The 15,099-nt window shown below is 57.7% G+C and carries 13 protein-coding genes and 1 pseudogene; 7 read left to right on the forward strand and 7 right to left on the reverse strand.

What is annotated here, in order from left to right; genetic code table 11:
• Positions 1-14 precede the first annotated feature (14 nt).
• The 6 genes from ACD590_RS36380 to ACD590_RS36405 form a co-directional block, all read right to left on the reverse strand.
• Positions 15-866: an electron transfer flavoprotein subunit beta/FixA family protein gene (locus ACD590_RS36380; RefSeq protein ID WP_097622033.1), complete on the reverse strand. Its 852-nt coding sequence runs from the start codon at positions 864-866 to the stop codon at positions 15-17.
• A gap of 176 nt (positions 867-1,042) precedes the next feature.
• Positions 1,043-1,426: a nitrogenase stabilizing/protective protein NifW gene (nifW, locus tag ACD590_RS36385; protein ID WP_007636875.1), complete on the reverse strand. Its 384-nt coding sequence runs from the start codon at positions 1,424-1,426 to the stop codon at positions 1,043-1,045.
• Between the two features lie 348 nt (positions 1,427-1,774).
• A complete protein-coding gene (gene nifS / locus ACD590_RS36390) occupies positions 1,775-2,971 on the reverse strand; it encodes a cysteine desulfurase NifS (protein WP_097622032.1) in 1,197 nt (398 codons plus the stop codon).
• 961 nt (positions 2,972-3,932) lie between these two features.
• Complete coding sequence (locus ACD590_RS36395; RefSeq protein WP_097622030.1) at positions 3,933-4,250, reverse strand: HesB/IscA family protein; 318 nt, start codon at positions 4,248-4,250, stop codon at positions 3,933-3,935.
• A gap of 525 nt (positions 4,251-4,775) precedes the next feature.
• Positions 4,776-6,230 carry an RNA polymerase factor sigma-54 gene (gene rpoN, locus ACD590_RS36400; protein WP_097622029.1) on the reverse strand — a complete coding sequence of 485 codons (1,455 nt, stop codon included), beginning with the start codon at positions 6,228-6,230 and terminating at the stop codon, positions 4,776-4,778.
• Positions 6,231-6,304: 74 nt separating this feature from the next.
• On the reverse strand, positions 6,305-6,844 hold the full coding sequence (locus ACD590_RS36405) for a peroxiredoxin (RefSeq protein ID WP_037080445.1): 540 nt from the start codon (positions 6,842-6,844) through the stop codon (positions 6,305-6,307).
• Positions 6,845-7,391: 547 nt separating this feature from the next.
• Between ACD590_RS36405 and ACD590_RS36410 the strand changes: the two are divergent.
• Positions 7,392-7,659 (forward strand): annotated as a pseudogene (locus tag ACD590_RS36410) (cobyrinate a,c-diamide synthase); the annotation flags it as partial.
• A 70-nt stretch (positions 7,660-7,729) separates the two neighbouring features.
• Here ACD590_RS36410 and ACD590_RS36415 read toward each other — a convergent pair.
• Positions 7,730-8,452, reverse strand: coding sequence for a Crp/Fnr family transcriptional regulator (locus ACD590_RS36415; RefSeq protein ID WP_097622028.1), 723 nt, complete (start codon positions 8,450-8,452; stop codon positions 7,730-7,732).
• Positions 8,453-9,547: 1,095 nt separating this feature from the next.
• Between ACD590_RS36415 and ACD590_RS36420 the strand changes: the two genes are divergently transcribed.
• The 6 genes from ACD590_RS36420 to ACD590_RS36445 all read left to right on the forward strand — a co-directional run bounded on the left by ACD590_RS36420 (position 9,548) and on the right by ACD590_RS36445 (position 14,706).
• Positions 9,548-10,726: a cytochrome P450 gene (locus ACD590_RS36420; protein WP_179874258.1), complete on the forward strand. Its 1,179-nt coding sequence runs from the start codon at positions 9,548-9,550 to the stop codon at positions 10,724-10,726.
• A gap of 20 nt (positions 10,727-10,746) precedes the next feature.
• On the forward strand, positions 10,747-11,001 hold the full coding sequence (locus ACD590_RS36425) for a ferredoxin (RefSeq protein ID WP_007636857.1): 255 nt from the start codon (positions 10,747-10,749) through the stop codon (positions 10,999-11,001).
• A 203-nt stretch (positions 11,002-11,204) separates the two neighbouring features.
• Entirely contained in the window at positions 11,205-11,759 is a 555-nt protein-coding gene (locus ACD590_RS36430) for a nuclear transport factor 2 family protein (RefSeq protein ID WP_097622026.1), read from the forward strand.
• Positions 11,698-13,290: an SDR family oxidoreductase gene (locus ACD590_RS36435; RefSeq protein ID WP_245433383.1), complete on the forward strand. Its 1,593-nt coding sequence runs from the start codon at positions 11,698-11,700 to the stop codon at positions 13,288-13,290. Before ACD590_RS36430 ends, ACD590_RS36435 begins: the two co-directional genes overlap by 62 nt.
• The gene (locus tag ACD590_RS36440; RefSeq protein WP_275593060.1) at positions 13,287-13,373 is read left to right on the forward strand and encodes a hypothetical protein; all 87 of its coding nucleotides are present in this window, start codon (positions 13,287-13,289) and stop codon (positions 13,371-13,373) included. Before ACD590_RS36435 ends, ACD590_RS36440 begins: the two co-directional genes overlap by 4 nt.
• A 268-nt stretch (positions 13,374-13,641) precedes the next feature.
• Positions 13,642-14,706, forward strand: coding sequence for an LLM class flavin-dependent oxidoreductase (locus tag ACD590_RS36445; protein WP_097622025.1), 1,065 nt, complete (start codon positions 13,642-13,644; stop codon positions 14,704-14,706).
• The last annotated feature ends 393 nt before the right edge of the window (positions 14,707-15,099 follow it).

Here is a 15,099-nt window from a genome sequence, read left to right on the forward strand (position 1 = left end):
GTCGCTCCTTGCCTTTACGCTTCGCCGTCAAAGGCGAGTTCGCTTTCGAGCGCCGGCTGGCGCAAAAAGATCCCAGCGATCAACTCCTCCGCGAGATCGCGCGGCGTTTTTTCCGCGGTATCGATCTGCTCCGCCTTTTCCGGCCGCTCAGGAGGGGCAAAGACCCTCTTAACGACGGTTGGCGAGCCACGCAGGCCGCACTTGGTGAGGTCCTCTATGCCAGCGTCGGCCGCATTCCACTTCACGATCTGGCTGCGCGCGGCCCGTAGCGCGTCATCGAACGAGCCGCGGCGGATTTCGTTTGTGCCTTCGAGCATTGTAATCAGGCAAGGGAGCTTGCTCAACAGCGTCTGCGTGCCCCCTTCCGAGCGGCGCTCCACCGTAATCTCGCGCCCATTGATGTCGACAGAGACGATTTTCGCCACGTAGGTGAGCTGCAGGAGGTCCAGGCGCTTGGCGATGCCAGGCCCAACCTGGGCGGTATCGCCGTCGATGGTCTGTTTGCCCGTAAAGACGATATCGGGCGTACCGAAGGCCTCTCCGATCTTCGCGATGGCTTGCGAAAGAGCAAACGAGGTTGCCAGAGTGTCGGAGCCGGCAAAATGACGGTCGGTCAAGAGTACGGCGCGGTCGGCGCCGTAAGTGAGCGCCTTGCGCAACGCGTCCTCTGCCATGGGCGGCCCCATGGTGAGCACGGTCACCTCGCCTCCATGGCGGTCGCGCAACTGGAGTGCCTCCTCAAGGGCGAACAGATCATAGGGGTTGATGATGGTTGGCACCCCCTGACGCATGATTGTGTTCGTCACCGGATGCACTCGTATTTGTGCGGAGTCCGGTACCTGTTTGATACAGATAACTATGTGCATGGCGGTTTCTTACTCCCTCCCTCTATGGGTGGCCGGCTTGTCAGTACATATGCTTGCGTGCATCATTCGTGCCAACCGTTTGGCATTCGCTATCCCCTTGAAACGGCTTTAATTCCGGCGTTGCTAGCATATGACTGAATTGTAGGCTTCCCGACATTGTCGTGTCGCAACCGTGCTCATTCCTTTTCGAACGGCTTCAGGAAGGAGTCCAACGGGATAATGGTGCGGCCGGGTGTGACAGGTCTGTCCGGATTGTGGTCCCTGAGCACCTTGAAGACCCGGTGCGTGAGCGGCGCGGAGGTGGCGAAATCACAGTAGGCCCTTTCCAGTATGGCACGGGCACGAGCAGCGATTACCTGGTCAGGGAGATGGGAGAAGTCCTCTGCCGCGAGGTATTGGCCCATACGCTTCATGATATGGAGTCGTGAGACATCGAGAACCTTCGGGTCATAGCGGACCCCGAGGGCTGCGAAGAACTCCTCCGCAGCTGAGAGACATTTCAGCCGATTGAGGATATCCTCGACATTGATGGGACTGCTGTCAGCGGAGCAACGGCACATAAGATTTCCCCTTGTCGTGAGCGGTGATCTCGAGACCGTTCTCCCGTAGCTTAAACTGCAACATACGGAATGCGCGGTTCGACGCGGTTTCCCGCAAGGCAGTCGCGTTGCTACTGGAATCGGCATAGGCTGGTGGTCGAAATCGATCCACCGATGGTGTCGAGAGATCCAATAAGATGATGTGGCGCGGGACGCCCTCATGAACACGCATTGGCGGTGAACCGGCGATCTGTGTGACTGAACGAGCCCCAGCTTTTCTCTGATCATTCATACGATGCCGGTGAAGGTTCGCCGTAATGCAGGTCGTATCGGTGAGAAGGAATTGCCGTTTCATGAGCGTGCCTGCTACTACTCCCCTGAACGAACCCGGCTGCTCGTGTCGGCCACGTGGCCGGAACGGGATTGGCTCCGCAGCTTCTCAACGATGCCAGGTAAAACTTCGAGCACCCGGTCGACATCCTCCTCACAGTTATCGCGCGAGAACGAGAAGCGGATTGTTCCGTGCGCCACGGCATGAGGGATGTCCATTGCCCTCAAGACATGGCTCGGCTCCAGCGAACCGGAGGAGCAGGCAGACCCGGAAGAGCAGGCGATGCCATAGCGATTGAGAAGAAGGAGCATACTGTCGCCTTCGACACGTTGAAAGGCGATGTTCGCCGTGTTTGGCAACCTCTTAAGCCGATCGCCGGTTACGAAGGCGCCTGGAACACGCTGGACGATGCCGTTCTCCAATCGATCTCGGAGCGACCTTAATCGGGTCGTCTCGTCGTCCATTGATTTCAAGGCGAGTTCGGCAGCCTTGCCTAAACCTACAATCCCGGCCGTATTTTCTGTCCCTGCGCGTCGGTCGCGCTCCTGATGACCTCCCTTGACCAGTGAGGAGAAAGATACGCCCCGTCTAAGATAGAGTGCGCCGATTCCTTTTGGTCCATGGAATTTGTGTCCGGACAACGACAGCATGTCGATTGCAGTAGGTTGGAGGTTCATTGGAACCTTACCGACCGCCTGGACCGCGTCCGTGTGGAAAAGTGCACCGATCCTCTTGGCCATGTCGGCAAGCTTAGCGACCGGAAAAATGGTTCCCGTCTCGTTGTTCGCCCACATGATCGAAACAATCGCTACGCGATGAGTGAGGGCGTTCTCGTAGGCGTCAAGATCGAGACGTCCATGCCGATCCACTGGGATCCTGTGTACCTTCACGCCGCGCGTCTTCTCCAGATGGCCGCAGAGTGTCAGCACCGCTGAATGCTCGACTGCGGAGGTCACGATCTCTGTGCGCTCAGGCATCACCTCCAGCGCCGAAATGATCGCTGTATTGTCGCTTTCCGTCCCCCCCGAGGTGAACACGATCTCATAATCGAACTCGGCGCCGATCAGCGCTTGCAATTGCCGGCGCGCCTTCCTCACCGCCTCGCGGATGGAGGAGCCAAAAGCGTGTGCCGACGAAGGGTTTCCAAACTGATCCGCAAAGAACGGCAGCATGGCTTCAACCACTTCAGGATCGACCCTGGTCGTTGCATTATTGTCGAGATAGATCGCTCTCATGGGTCAATCTCGACTGAGGGGACGCGGTGATAATGCTTCAGCGTCTTGTACATGCTGTTGTTTTCTGGCCTCGGGCAGCCAGCGCGGGCTGGAAGGCGCGTCGCGCGATCTCGTTGGCGTCGATAATGTCGCATCGCCGCTATCAGCAGAAAGGGAGGAACGCTTTGCGCTCGCGCCGTTTCCAATGGCTGGATTCGCCGCGGCGGCTTAACTAGGTGGGTCGTCAGCCTAGCTTGTCGCTGAGAACTGAACTGTTGCAGGCGGCGGCGATTTTTTGCTCCTGCCCGACGCGATTGTCGGCTACAACATCGAGTTCGACCCTGCCAACTTCTCAAGGCCTCAGATTTCTGTTGTGGCGGTCTGATGGTCCTCTTCTGCCGGAACGAGGCTTTCGACGACCAGTACAGTATAAACCCCTGACACGTCTTCGACGGCTTGGACGAGTGTCGTCCGGCTACAGCCAAACCTAGCGAAGTGAGCGACTTGGTCATGAAATCGAGCTTCTTGACACGCACGCTTCTTCGCTCACCCTTCATCGGCACGGAACTGTTTGAAGATGGGGCGTCACCTTCGTAATCCTTGCCCGGATGTCCGCCACGAAATTTTGCTGCCTCAGGATAATCCGTGGATGAGCAGACGTTTTTCTCCGGCAGCAAACAGTCTAAAAAGCCTGCTGTCTCCTGACGGACGGTCCGAGGCGCTCTATCAGCGGGCTTTCGGGTTATGAGTTCGGCCAGCGCTGACGAGGAGGCGGTCGCTGGGTTGCCACGCAAGGACGACGGTGTCACCGAAAACGCTTCCACCTTTGGGTCGACTCCGATGATCAATTCAGGCCCTCTACGATCGGCTGCCCCGGTCTCAATGACGGGATTTTCCTGCATGCCGTCGTTCTTCTGATTGAACAAGGAAATCATGACCGTTTCGCTATAATTCCACATGGGCTCTCTCCCTTTCCCGGTGATCAGCCGAAAGATTTGCCGCATGTGCACTTTTGTTGCGCATTGGGATTGTCGAAGACAAAACCGGAGGATTCAGGCCCCGTCACAAAGTCGATCGTCATGCCCTTGATGTGTGCTTGGGAGCCGGCGTCAACGAACACCTTGACCCCATCTGTTTCGATCACCGCGTCGCCCTGGCCCTGGACGCTCTCCAGCCCCACCAGGTATTTGTAGCCGGCGCACCCACCTGCCTCGACCGCGATGCGAAAGCCTTCCGCCTGCTCGGCTCGGGAAAGCGCGACGTTCATGATGGCAGCGGCATTCTCTGTGAGCTTGATCATGGGATGATTCCTTTCTGTTCGATGGCGCATTTCGGATTACCGTGCATGCACCGTGCCAAGCGGTGAGGAAGACCAAGAGCTCCACCGGCCCGTGTGTTGTATTCCTGCGTCGTCGAACATCGGACATCCCGAAAACGCGTCAACTCCAGAACGTCTGCCCGCGTCTCTCCGTTTGTCATTTCCGGTTGAGGCTCTCGTTGCCGCCGCACCGAAATTTTAGCGGTTCGGCGGAAAATGAATGGGAGCCGACAACTACTTTCAGATTTGTCGATTGCGCGACATCAAAATTCGACACGAGCTTCGTGATTAACCGCTTAGCCGCCAAAGCGCTTGAGCTATGGAACAGACATCTAGTCTTTTCTAGAATTTCTTAAGCAGCCGGCACAACTTTTGAAGCTCCCCGTGACGAGGCTGCGGTCGCCAGCCCATATCAAATCGATCTATGGAGAAGGACCAGAGCATGATGTCACATGTGCCTCAGGTTTGCGGATTGTGGGAAGGGCGTGACCCATGGTACGAAGGCCGTTATCCCTCCGCGGCCGCTAGTACAAACCGTTTCTCCCGCCGGCGTTGCGCGGACGAGGGGATGTTCATCGCCTCGCGATATTTGGCGACTGTGCGGCGAGCAATGTCGACGCCAGTTTCCTTGAGCCTCGCAACGATGCCATCGTCGGACAGCACATTATCGAGCGTTTCTGCGGCAATAATTGCCCTAATCTGATGGCGCACAGCTTCGGCCGAGTGCGCGTCACCGCCTTGTGAGGAGGGGATCGCAACTGTGAAAAAATATTTGAGTTCGAACACGCCGCGGGGCGTGAGAATATATTTGTTCGACGTCACCCGACTTACAGTGGACTCGTGCATGTCGATCGCGTCAGCGATGGTCTTAAGATTGAGAGGCCGAAGATGGGCAATGCCATCTTCCAGAAAGACATCCTGGTGGCGCACGATTTCGGTTGCCACCTTGAGGATTGTCGTGGCGCGCTGATCGAGACTCCGAACCAACCAGCTCGCGTTCTGGAAGCATTCGTTGAGGAACGACTGATCTTTCGAACTTTGGGCGGTTAGGCGAGTAACTTGCGCAAAATAGGTTTGGTTGATCAGTACCTTGGGCAGAACCTCCCGATTAAGTTCGACTTGCCATCCGCCTCCCGGCGAGGGCAGGACGAAGACGTCGGGTATGATGGATTCCGACCCTGCGGACTGGAACTGGTTCCCAGGCTTTGGGTCAAGGGCACGGATTTCGTTCAACATATCGAGAAGATCGTCTTCATCGACCCGGCAACGTCGCTTCAGTGCTCGAAAATCGCGTCGCGCAAGCAACTCGAGATTTGCGACCAGAGCTGCCATGGCCGGGTCGAACCGGTCTCGCTGGCGCAGCTGAATCTCGAGGCATTCGCTCAGACTTCGCGCAAAAATGCCCGGTGGGTCAAATAGCTGCAAAGCCTCAAGAACCAGTTTCACTCTAGCCTCAGGGCTATTTAGCCTCTCTGCTAGCTCCAGAAGGTTCACTTGCAGATACCCAGTGTCATTCAGATGATCGGCAAGCGCGCCAGCAATCAGCCGCTCCTGGGGTGTGAAGGCGGTGAGGGCGATCTGATGGGCGACATGTTCGTGCAATGTCTCAGTCGAGGCGGCGAACTCATCCAGAGAAGGCCTTTCCCCCGGCGAAAGGTTGCCTGTGTCGCGGATTGATTTCCAGGGACTCGACAGCTCAGGCATGTCCGTCCTGGCCGGCCCATCAACGTGGTCTTCGCGCGCGCTGATATTTTGATTATCCGCCACAGTCGGCGATACGTCGCCAGAAGCCCCGCTGTCATTCGACGCTAGGTCGAGAAATGGGTTCTTCTCGATTTCCTGTTCCACGAATTGATTCAGTTCGGTGTGCGCTAGCTGCAGCATGCGAATAGACTCGATGAGCTGGGGCGTAATAACCAGCGATTGCTGCTGACGCTGATGAAGGCTTGTAAAGGACTTCATGGTTCGAGCAAACTCCTATCGTTCGGCGCAGGTGTGCGCGACAAGTGGTAGCTGCTGGCCGTTGGCTTCTCTGCTCATGCGAAGGCTGGGGTCTTGAGGCATTTCAAAATGTTTTGCGGTGAAGAGACGCCATACGGATCGGTTGCGCAGTTGTCGCCAAAGCCTTCCTCCTCGAACCACTCCTCCACGACGCCATTATTGATCACGGCAGCGTAGCGCCAGGAGCGCAGACCGAATCCGAGATTGTCCTTGGCGACGAGCATACCCATTTTGCGAGTGAATTCTCCCGAGCCGTCCGGGATAAGCTTGACATTTTTCAGCCCCTGGGCCTTGCCCCAAGCATTCATGACGAAGGCATCGTTGACGGAGAGACAGTAGATTTCGTCAATGCCCTTCTTCTTAAACTCGACATAGAGACTTTCGAAATCGGGCAGTTGGAAAGTGGAGCAGGTGGGGGTGAAGGCGCCTGGCAGGGAAAAAAGGATTACCCGCTTACCGCTGAAATAGTCGTCGGTTGTCTTGTCTTCCCAGCGGTAGGGGTTGGGACCGGATATAGACTCGTCGCGAACCCGCGTGCGAAAGGTGACAATAGGGACCTGCTTTTCCATGGTCATCAATGAAGCTCCTCTAGGAAGATTTATGTGCGGCCTCTCGGTCACGGCTAACAAATCCGACCTCGGCCCACACGCCGGGGGAGCAAGCGTCATGCCATTTGACCTGAAGGAACTGGACTTGCGGTCAGCACAGAGCCTTCGTCGCCGTATTCGAGCGCTTGCCTATGCGGGCAAGGTGAATTGTGAAGCCTTTGTCCCGCGCTGACGGCAGGGCGCTGTGTTGGCTACTTCCGACCGCATCTCGATCAGGGTCTCTGCCGCCTACCAGAACTTTAGCATGCTGCCCGCCGATCCGGTCGCGGCGGGAAACGAAGCCGGCGCGGGTCACGGTGTTTGAGGTTCTGCTCGTGCGTGTGTCTACCCGCGCACCTTTTCTTGTCTGAAACTGGACAAGAATGTTTGAGGCCCGACAAAAAGGGGTCGCCAGGCTCGGACCGTGCATCGAAAATGGTGAAACGCAAACGGTGCATAGGCACGCGACTTGCTCCGATGATTTCGTCACGCAGACGGCGATGGCCAATATCGCAGGGCGCGGCGTGAAGAGCTCGCAGCCGCCAATATCGATCGGCTGATGCCGATCGGCACCCGGGTCGCCGTGGCGCGCGATGTAGTCTTTGGCCTACGAGCATATGTTGCTCGGCTGGCGGCGCCGCGGGGCTGAGATTTTGCTCCTCTCACCGCTCGCTGGCGACGCCGGCCGCCGATGGCGATGCCATCTACCTGCCCGGCGGCTATCCCGAGTTGCAAGCCGGCGGCTCCGGGACTAAAAGTTTTGTGCCGGAATGCTCGATGTGGCGGCGCGCGGCACGTCCGTCTGCATCCCGACAATGCGGCCCAGTTCTTTACACTGGCGCCAAGCCGGCCCTGCCAATATGCGGGTGGTAATTACCCGCTGATTTTCTTTGCGAGCGCATCCATGTCGGGCACGGTGATATGCCGGATGTTCTCGATGCGGATGACGCCGCTTTTGCGCAGCCGGGTCAGCTGGCGGCTGACGGTTTCGATCGTCAGCCCGAGGAAATCGGCGATTTCGGCGCGCGATAGCGACAGGTCGAAGGCGGTGCTCGTCGCCGTCGCCGTCTCGGCGTGGGCGGCAATGAGGTGGAGCAGGCTTGCGACCTTCTCCTCGGCGGTCCGCCGGCCGAGCGTCAGCATCCATTCGCGCGCGGCATCCAGCTCGATCAGCGCCTGAGCGTGCAGGCTACGCTGCAATTCCCTGGTCTCCAATATCATGCGTTCGAGCAAATTGCGGGGGAACACGCAGATCTCCGCGTCGGTCGCGGCCTCGGCCGACAGCGTGCTTTCACGCACGAAGGGCCGGCCGACGAAATCGGGGGCGAATTGCAGGCCAACGATCTGCTGGCGCCCGTCCGGCATCACCTTGCAGAGCTTCACCACGCCGCGCATGATGTTCGAATAGAAAGAGTTTTCCGACCCTTGTGCGATGATCTCGCAGCCCGCATCGACCTTGCGGCGCAGCGAGTGGCGGCCGAGTTCGCTAAGCTGGCCAGCCGACAAGGCGCCGCAAACGACGCCGTGCCGCGCCTGGCAGGAACGGCAAGCGACGGAAGTGCCAATCTCGAGAACCTCACTGCGTGCGACGTCCATGTCCTGATCCCTTCGAAAACCGCATATGCCGGGCATGCCGAGACGACTACGCGGTCGTTGCGACTTCGGCTATCCCGATTTCTTCCAGCGCGTCTTTGATGCCTATCAATTTCATTGGGATTGCGATTTGATCCAGATCAAGTCTTCATACCTACGCTCTTGCCGTGCGAGGCAGGGCCGCTTGTGCATTTTATTCGGACGGCATCTTCGCCCCGCCGGCTGGGCGGGCTTTCTGCGGCATCGCCTCCCGTTTCGGCTGACGGCAAAGGCCACCATTCCATTGCTGTTGGGCAACACCCAATCGGCAAATTGCCGCCGCGATGTCCTCTCAGGGTGGCGTCGTCGGGGCTGGTAGAACTGATATCCTAGGACAGAGGAGTTGCACGCGTCGAGCTGTTCCCCGGAATTCGGCCGCTTAGCTCGATGCCGCAATTCAAAGCTACCACACCCTCAAGCTATCCCACTGCATCGCTGTACATCAGCGCATCGTTATGCATCGCGCTGCAGGTCTCTGACTGCCGGCTGTGGTGGCCGGAAAATTAGTCGCGCTTGAATAAATGGTATCCGACACCTGATGTCGGATTTTGTTAGATACGCGACACGGGCCTGAGCAGCCAATCTTTGTTCTGGCTCAAGCTAAATAGCTGGGAAAGCAATCAAAAAAACTTTTTGCCGGCCAAATCAATCAAATTGGCACGAACCTTGGAAGTTCTTGCGGGGCGGCAAGAGCTGTCGGCCGGTACTCATTCTTTGGTGGCCGCCATGGAGCGAATGAAATCAAAATGTATGTTTTGCTCAGATCGCATTCCACCGAAAGAGAGGAACCTCGTGAAATTCGGATGTCGACCGGCAAGCCGGGCGAGACATCTAAGAATTTCGACTTCGGCCAAAACCCAGCGTGAGTTTCGAGCCGCACGACGATCTGATCGCTGCATCGCATGTTATCGGCGCGTCACGCTGCGGAAGTTGGTAGTCTGGCGCTCCACGATTTTTCTCGTTTCCTCTGCGAGGAAAATTCGTTTTCGGCGAAGGGTCTTTGACGGCAGGAGAAAAGCAGTGGTTACCATTCGGGTTCCAGAACATGTCCCTCCCGAAATGGTGAAGGACTTCAGCCTGTTCACGTCGCCCGGCATGGAGCGCATGCCAAACGGGGATCCGCACGCAGCTGTCGCTTGCCTCCATAATGGGCCGCGGATCTTTTATTCTCCCTGCAATACGCGCGATGGACGAGGTACTTGGGTCATTACGCGCGCCCAGGACCAACGCAAATTGCTGCAGGACACCGGAACCTTTTCCAGCCATCGGAGCCTTTTCGCGTCGGCCCTTGGCGAAAACTGGCCGTTGATCCCGCTTGAACTCGACCCACCGGCTCACAGCGTGTTTCGCTCGCTACTCAATCCGCTGCTTTCGCCCAAGCGGATAATGGAGCTTGAACCGGCTGTCCGTGATCGGGCGATTGCGCTGATTTCCAAGATTTCCGCGTCGAGCACAAGCTGCGACGTCTTGACCGACTTCGCCTTTCCTTTTGCGGTTAGTATCTCCCTCCGTTTGCTCGGCTTATCCGATGAGCGCCTCGATACATTTGTGGGCTGGGGGAGGGACCTGCTTCACGGCGACGGCATCAAACGAACCGCAGCCGCCCGGACGATTCTGGCGTTCATCGATGAACTCGCAGCCATGCGCCGCAAAGAACCGACCGACGATTTCATGACCTTGGTCGTGCAGGCAAAGGTCGATGGCCGCGCGTTGAGAGACGAGGAAATCCATGGTATTGGCGTGCTCCTATTCGTCGCCGGACTGGACACGGTCGCAACGGCGATAGGCTTTGACCTCGCCTATCTCGCGCGCAATCCCAAAGAACAGGAATTGCTGCGGAGTAAACCGGATCGAATCGTGCTCGCAGCCGAAGAATTGCTTCGCGCCTATTCGACCGTGCAGATGATCCGTGTGGCAACGAAAGATATCAATTTCGAAGGCGCGCCGATCCGTAAGGGGGACTTCGTTTCCTGCGCCACAATGATTGCCAATCGTGATCCGGCGGAATTCGAGCATCCGAACACGATCGATTTGGCACGAGAAGACAATCGCCACACCGCTTTTGCGTACGGTCCCCATCGTTGTCTTGGATCACACCTTGCCCGGCAGGAGATCGTCATCGCCCTGGAGGAGTGGCTGTCCCGCATTCCTGACTTCCGTATCAAGGATGGTACCGCGCCCATCACCTATGGTGGCCACGTGTTTGGAATGGAGAATCTGATCCTGGACTGGTCCTGATAATTGAGAGGAGGAAAGACATGGAGTACCGCATGCGCATCATAGTACACACTGCCAAATGCCAAGGTCATGCAAGATGTTGGGCCCAAGCGCCCGAAATATTCAATCTTGACGACGAGGGATACATACTCCCCGGTGCAATCGATGTTGAGGAGAAGGACGAATTGTTCGCATCGCGAGGCGCTCGATCCTGCCCCGAACGTGCGCTGGAGATAGATTGCACTTCCGATGCGTTGCTTGATCGCCTTTTGTTCAACCAACATTGTGGGGGTTGAAACGCAACGTAACTGGTGCATGACGGCGCCGTCGCTGTCCAAACACCTTACCCGCAGCTCTCCCAGTGGTGTCTACTTCTAGGGCAGTTGTTTACATGCATGCCCAAGCAGAGAGAGGGTTTTCCTTACGTCAGCCGAGCAGTTGAAAGCTGGCTGCGTCACCGGATTGGTAAGCGCCCCCGATATCAGATGTGCGATAAGCGATGAAACACAAAAAAAAAATTACCGAATTGCTCGACCGCGAGGCGATCCGCGACTGCCTCTATCGGTATTGCCGCGGGATAGACCGCGCCGATGAAGGGGCGCTGCGCAGTTCCTACTGGCCCGATGCACGTGACAATCACGGGGCCTATTCCGGTTCGGCCGAGGGCTTCATCGAGTTCGCCCTCGGTATCTTTAAGACGGGACCGCGCAACATCCATCAAATCACGAACATTCTGATTGAGTTCAGCAGCCCGGAAAAAGCCGCCGTCGAAAGTTACTTCGCCGCACTGCAACGCGCACCGGACAAGGCCGGGACGCTAAGTCAGGCCCTGATCTGCGGCCGCTATTGCGATCTGTTCCTGAAAAAGGGAGGGGATTGGAGAATTGCCGAACGGACGGTGGTCTATGATCTGGTCGAGGAGCAGATCTTGGCCGCGGCATCCGAGACTGAGCAGTTCGGCCGCCGGCAGCCGATCGGAGCATCATGTCCCGATGACCCCGTCTACGCATTTAGGAAGACTGCATTCCTTCAAGAAGATGAAAGTGAGGCTTGATCGATTAGGATTCATGCCTCGAGATCGTCAACGTTGGTCAGGGAACTTTTATCTCATGAAACAAGCCGGACGTATCGTCATCATCACAGGCGCTGCAGGCGGGATAGGCCATGCCCTGGTGGACACTCTTGCCGCAGGCGGGGATACTGTCGTCGCCGTGGACCTGCCTGGCAGCGGCGTGCTTGAACTGGCCCGTGGTCTCGGGCCCGCCCATCTTGGGCTAGAGTTCGATGTCTCGCGAGAGGAGGATATCCCTGCGCTTTATGATCGGATCGAACGACAATTCGGGCATATCGGTGTGCTCGTCAACAACGCGGCCATAGGCCCTACTATGGCTGCGACCGTTGATACGACTATCGACGGCTTCCGACGCATCTTGGCAGTAAATCTGATTGGGCCCATTGCAATGGCCCGCGAAGTAGCGGGACGGATAGGCTCAGGCGCTGTCATCGTCAATGTCGCCTCGCTGGCAGGCGTGCTCGGCAATCCCAAACGCAACGCCTACGCTGCCTCGAAGGCAGGCCTGATCTCGTTCACGAAATCGCTGTCATGGCAGTTTGCATCGTGCGGCATCCGCGTTGCGGCGGTAGCACCTGGGTACGTACGCACGCCGATGGTTTCGGAACTTGAACGCGCGGGCAAGATAGACCTCGCCGCGGTGCGCAGCCGGGTGCCAATGGGTCGCGTGGTGCGTCCAGACGAAATTGCCCGGGCGGTGCGCTTTCTCGCCAGCGCGCAAGCGAGTTACATCACCGGGTCGGTGCTGACCGTCGACGGTGGCTGGAGATCGTCTAATCAACCGGGCGAGGCGCACCCGCCAGTGCCCGGGACGCCACGAGCCGAACTCTTCCCTCCTGCCGAGCACTCCACCGCGCGAATTGCGCTTGTCATCGGCGGGGCGGACTGCATAGGCGCTGCCGTTGCGCGCCGCTTTGCGGAAAACGGCGACGCTTGTAATTGCCGACAAAGATGGCGCTGCAGCGGCAGAGCTTGCCGATTTCCTCGGTGGCAAGCATATCGCGAGGTCCGTGGACATCGCCGTCGAAACGTGGTGGCGCTGTTCGAGGAATTGCGAAGGCACTTCGGCCGGCTAGACGTCCTCGTCAATAATGCGGCCAACTATCATGTGTTAGAGGTCGAACAAATGCCGACAGAGATCGAGCCCGCACTCACCGGCGCCTTCACCTGCGCGCGCGAGGCGATCAAGGTAATGCGTCGGGGAAACCTTATCTTAAATCTGGGACCAAACAACACATTACTGCCCTTTGCACCGCGCCACGCCTACGATGCTTTCGGAGCGGGCATGGAAATCCTGACGCGACGCATGGCGGCCGAACTTGGTCCGGTTGGCATTCGCACAGCCACCGTCGCGCCTGGCTACATACACACGCCTGCCGTCGCGAAGATGGAAAAGCTCGGCCACGTCGATCCGAAAGCAATCAGGCGGCGCATCCCGATGGGAAGGATGGGACGGCCGGAAGACGTCGCTGACCAGCGTTCTTCCTTGCATCGTCTGACGCATCGTACGTGACCGGCTCTACCCTTTACGTTGACGGCGGGTGGACCTCGGCCGGGGATGCGGCATTTGCCGGCGAACTTCATCAAAACATTTAGCGGAGGCTGCACAATGATCGTCGACTATCCACCAAACGGCCGGCTGCGGCTCCATCGGAGCCGACAATGTCGTAGGAGAGCAGCTCCGGCGCACGATGCTCCCAAAGCGCTCCCGATCGAGGCACTACATTCATCGAGAAGCAAAACAGACGGCCGCGTTCGAGCTTTCTGAGTTTGCCGTGTCGGCGAGCGGGGTGAGGAGCGGATAACCGACACGCCACTTCTAGTTGGCGAACCCCGATCGCTAATTTGCCGCAAAGGAATCATCATGGAATTTGCAACGTTCCTCCTGGCCGCGCGGCGCGGTTATCATCAATCGTCCGACGAGATCATCCGCAACTCCATCGAACAGGTAGTTCTTTCAGAGCAAGCTGGCTTCCAGACTGCATGGTTTGCCGAGCATCACTTCAACAATTACAGCCTGGTTCCGTCGCCCTTGATGATGGTGGCGCACTGCGCCGCCCTGACGAGCATCATTCGCCTCGGCACCGCCGTCTGTGTGTTGCCGCTCTATCAACCGCTTCGCCTGCTCTCCGAGATTGGATTGGCCGATATCGTTTCCAACGGCCGGCTCGAGCTCGGCGTCGGCTCTGGATACCAGCAGTTTGAGTTCGAGCGCTTCGGCGTCAATGTCGAAGAGGCGCCGGCTGTTTTTTCGGAATGTTTGGACATTCTTGTCAAGGGTCTCAATCAGAGGATCTTTGAGCACGACGGACGGTTCGAAAAGATACCCCCGACAGCGATTTCCGTCCGCTCGGTCCAGAGGCCAATGCTGCCAATCTGGATCGCTACGGCGTCCGGAAACAGCATGGGGCGGGCCTATCGTGAGGGACACAATCTGTTGATCACAGCATTCCACGACGGCTTGGACAGTTTGAGCGTGTTGCGCGAACGCATCGAAGAAGCCGCAATTTCTAAAGGGAAGAATGTTTCGGACGCGAAGATATCACTGCTGCGCTGCTGCTATGCCAGCGATGAGGAGGCGGAGATCAACAGCTATCTCGATAATGCCCGCTTCCAACGGCGGCTTTCCGAAGTATTGCTTCTGCGCCGCCAGCAAAGCCTGGATGGCTATCTGCTGCATGAAACACCGACGCGCCAGGACCTCTCCTTCGAGACGATGCGCGAGAACCTGCCGGTTGGTAGCGTCAATCGCGTCATCGATCGGCTACTGGAAGAGATAGATATCTTGAAACCAACCCAGATCGCGATCCAGACCCAAATGGGAGATTTCGACCAGAAGACGATGCTGCGGCAGATCGAGCTCTGGGGAGACAAGATCATCCCGGAGGTGAACAAATCGCTTGGGCATCGGCCTGACGTGGCAGAATAACCGCTTTTCGGACGCTGTAATCTGCGATCAAATTACGAAGGTGATAACCGCAATAGATCCCTGCTCGAGGCCAGATGACCCTGAGATCCTTCTCTTCGACCCGAAGACATCGACCGCAAGGGCCCTTGCCCGGGCACCCACCGATCGAAGAGACCTCTGGTCGGTCTTCATGGGCCGGCCTTCCGCTGCAACCGTAACACGCTTGGCAGTCACTGGCAGGCTTCTCGATTACCCGCTGCGGTCGACACGTCCACCGTTTCCGGCGAGATTCGCCAAAACAGAATATGAATAGAAGAACGCTGCCTACGTGCATGGCGGCAGGGCCCAAAAGGTCGTTCTCGGCTTATTCCCGTTGCGGCACGCCGAGAAGACGAAATGATGGACATCGCGTCA

The organism is Rhizobium sp. 862_C5_N1_2 (assembly GCF_051811205.1).
Taxonomy (GTDB): Bacteria; Pseudomonadota; Alphaproteobacteria; order Rhizobiales; family Rhizobiaceae; genus Rhizobium; species Rhizobium leguminosarum.

Excerpts from the sequence above, each read along its gene's own strand:
- nifS (WP_097622032.1), bottom strand. The coding sequence starts at position 2,971 with ATGAGAGCGATCTATCTCGACAATAATGCAACGACCAGGGTCGATCCT.
- ACD590_RS36435 (WP_245433383.1), top strand. The coding sequence starts at position 11,698 with ATGACCCCGTCTACGCATTTAGGAAGACTGCATTCCTTCAAGAAGATG.
- nifW (WP_007636875.1), bottom strand. The coding sequence starts at position 1,426 with ATGTGCCGTTGCTCCGCTGACAGCAGTCCCATCAATGTCGAGGATATC.
- ACD590_RS36405 (WP_037080445.1), bottom strand. The coding sequence starts at position 6,844 with ATGACCATGGAAAAGCAGGTCCCTATTGTCACCTTTCGCACGCGGGTT.
- rpoN (WP_097622029.1), bottom strand. The coding sequence starts at position 6,230 with ATGAAGTCCTTTACAAGCCTTCATCAGCGTCAGCAGCAATCGCTGGTT.
- ACD590_RS36425 (WP_007636857.1), top strand. The coding sequence starts at position 10,747 with ATGGAGTACCGCATGCGCATCATAGTACACACTGCCAAATGCCAAGGT.
- ACD590_RS36420 (WP_179874258.1), top strand. The coding sequence starts at position 9,548 with ATGGTGAAGGACTTCAGCCTGTTCACGTCGCCCGGCATGGAGCGCATG.
- ACD590_RS36395 (WP_097622030.1), bottom strand. The coding sequence starts at position 4,250 with ATGATCAAGCTCACAGAGAATGCCGCTGCCATCATGAACGTCGCGCTT.
- ACD590_RS36415 (WP_097622028.1), bottom strand. The coding sequence starts at position 8,452 with ATGGACGTCGCACGCAGTGAGGTTCTCGAGATTGGCACTTCCGTCGCT.
- ACD590_RS36445 (WP_097622025.1), top strand. The coding sequence starts at position 13,642 with ATGGAATTTGCAACGTTCCTCCTGGCCGCGCGGCGCGGTTATCATCAA.
- ACD590_RS36430 (WP_097622026.1), top strand. The coding sequence starts at position 11,205 with ATGAAACACAAAAAAAAAATTACCGAATTGCTCGACCGCGAGGCGATC.
- ACD590_RS36380 (WP_097622033.1), bottom strand. The coding sequence starts at position 866 with ATGCACATAGTTATCTGTATCAAACAGGTACCGGACTCCGCACAAATA.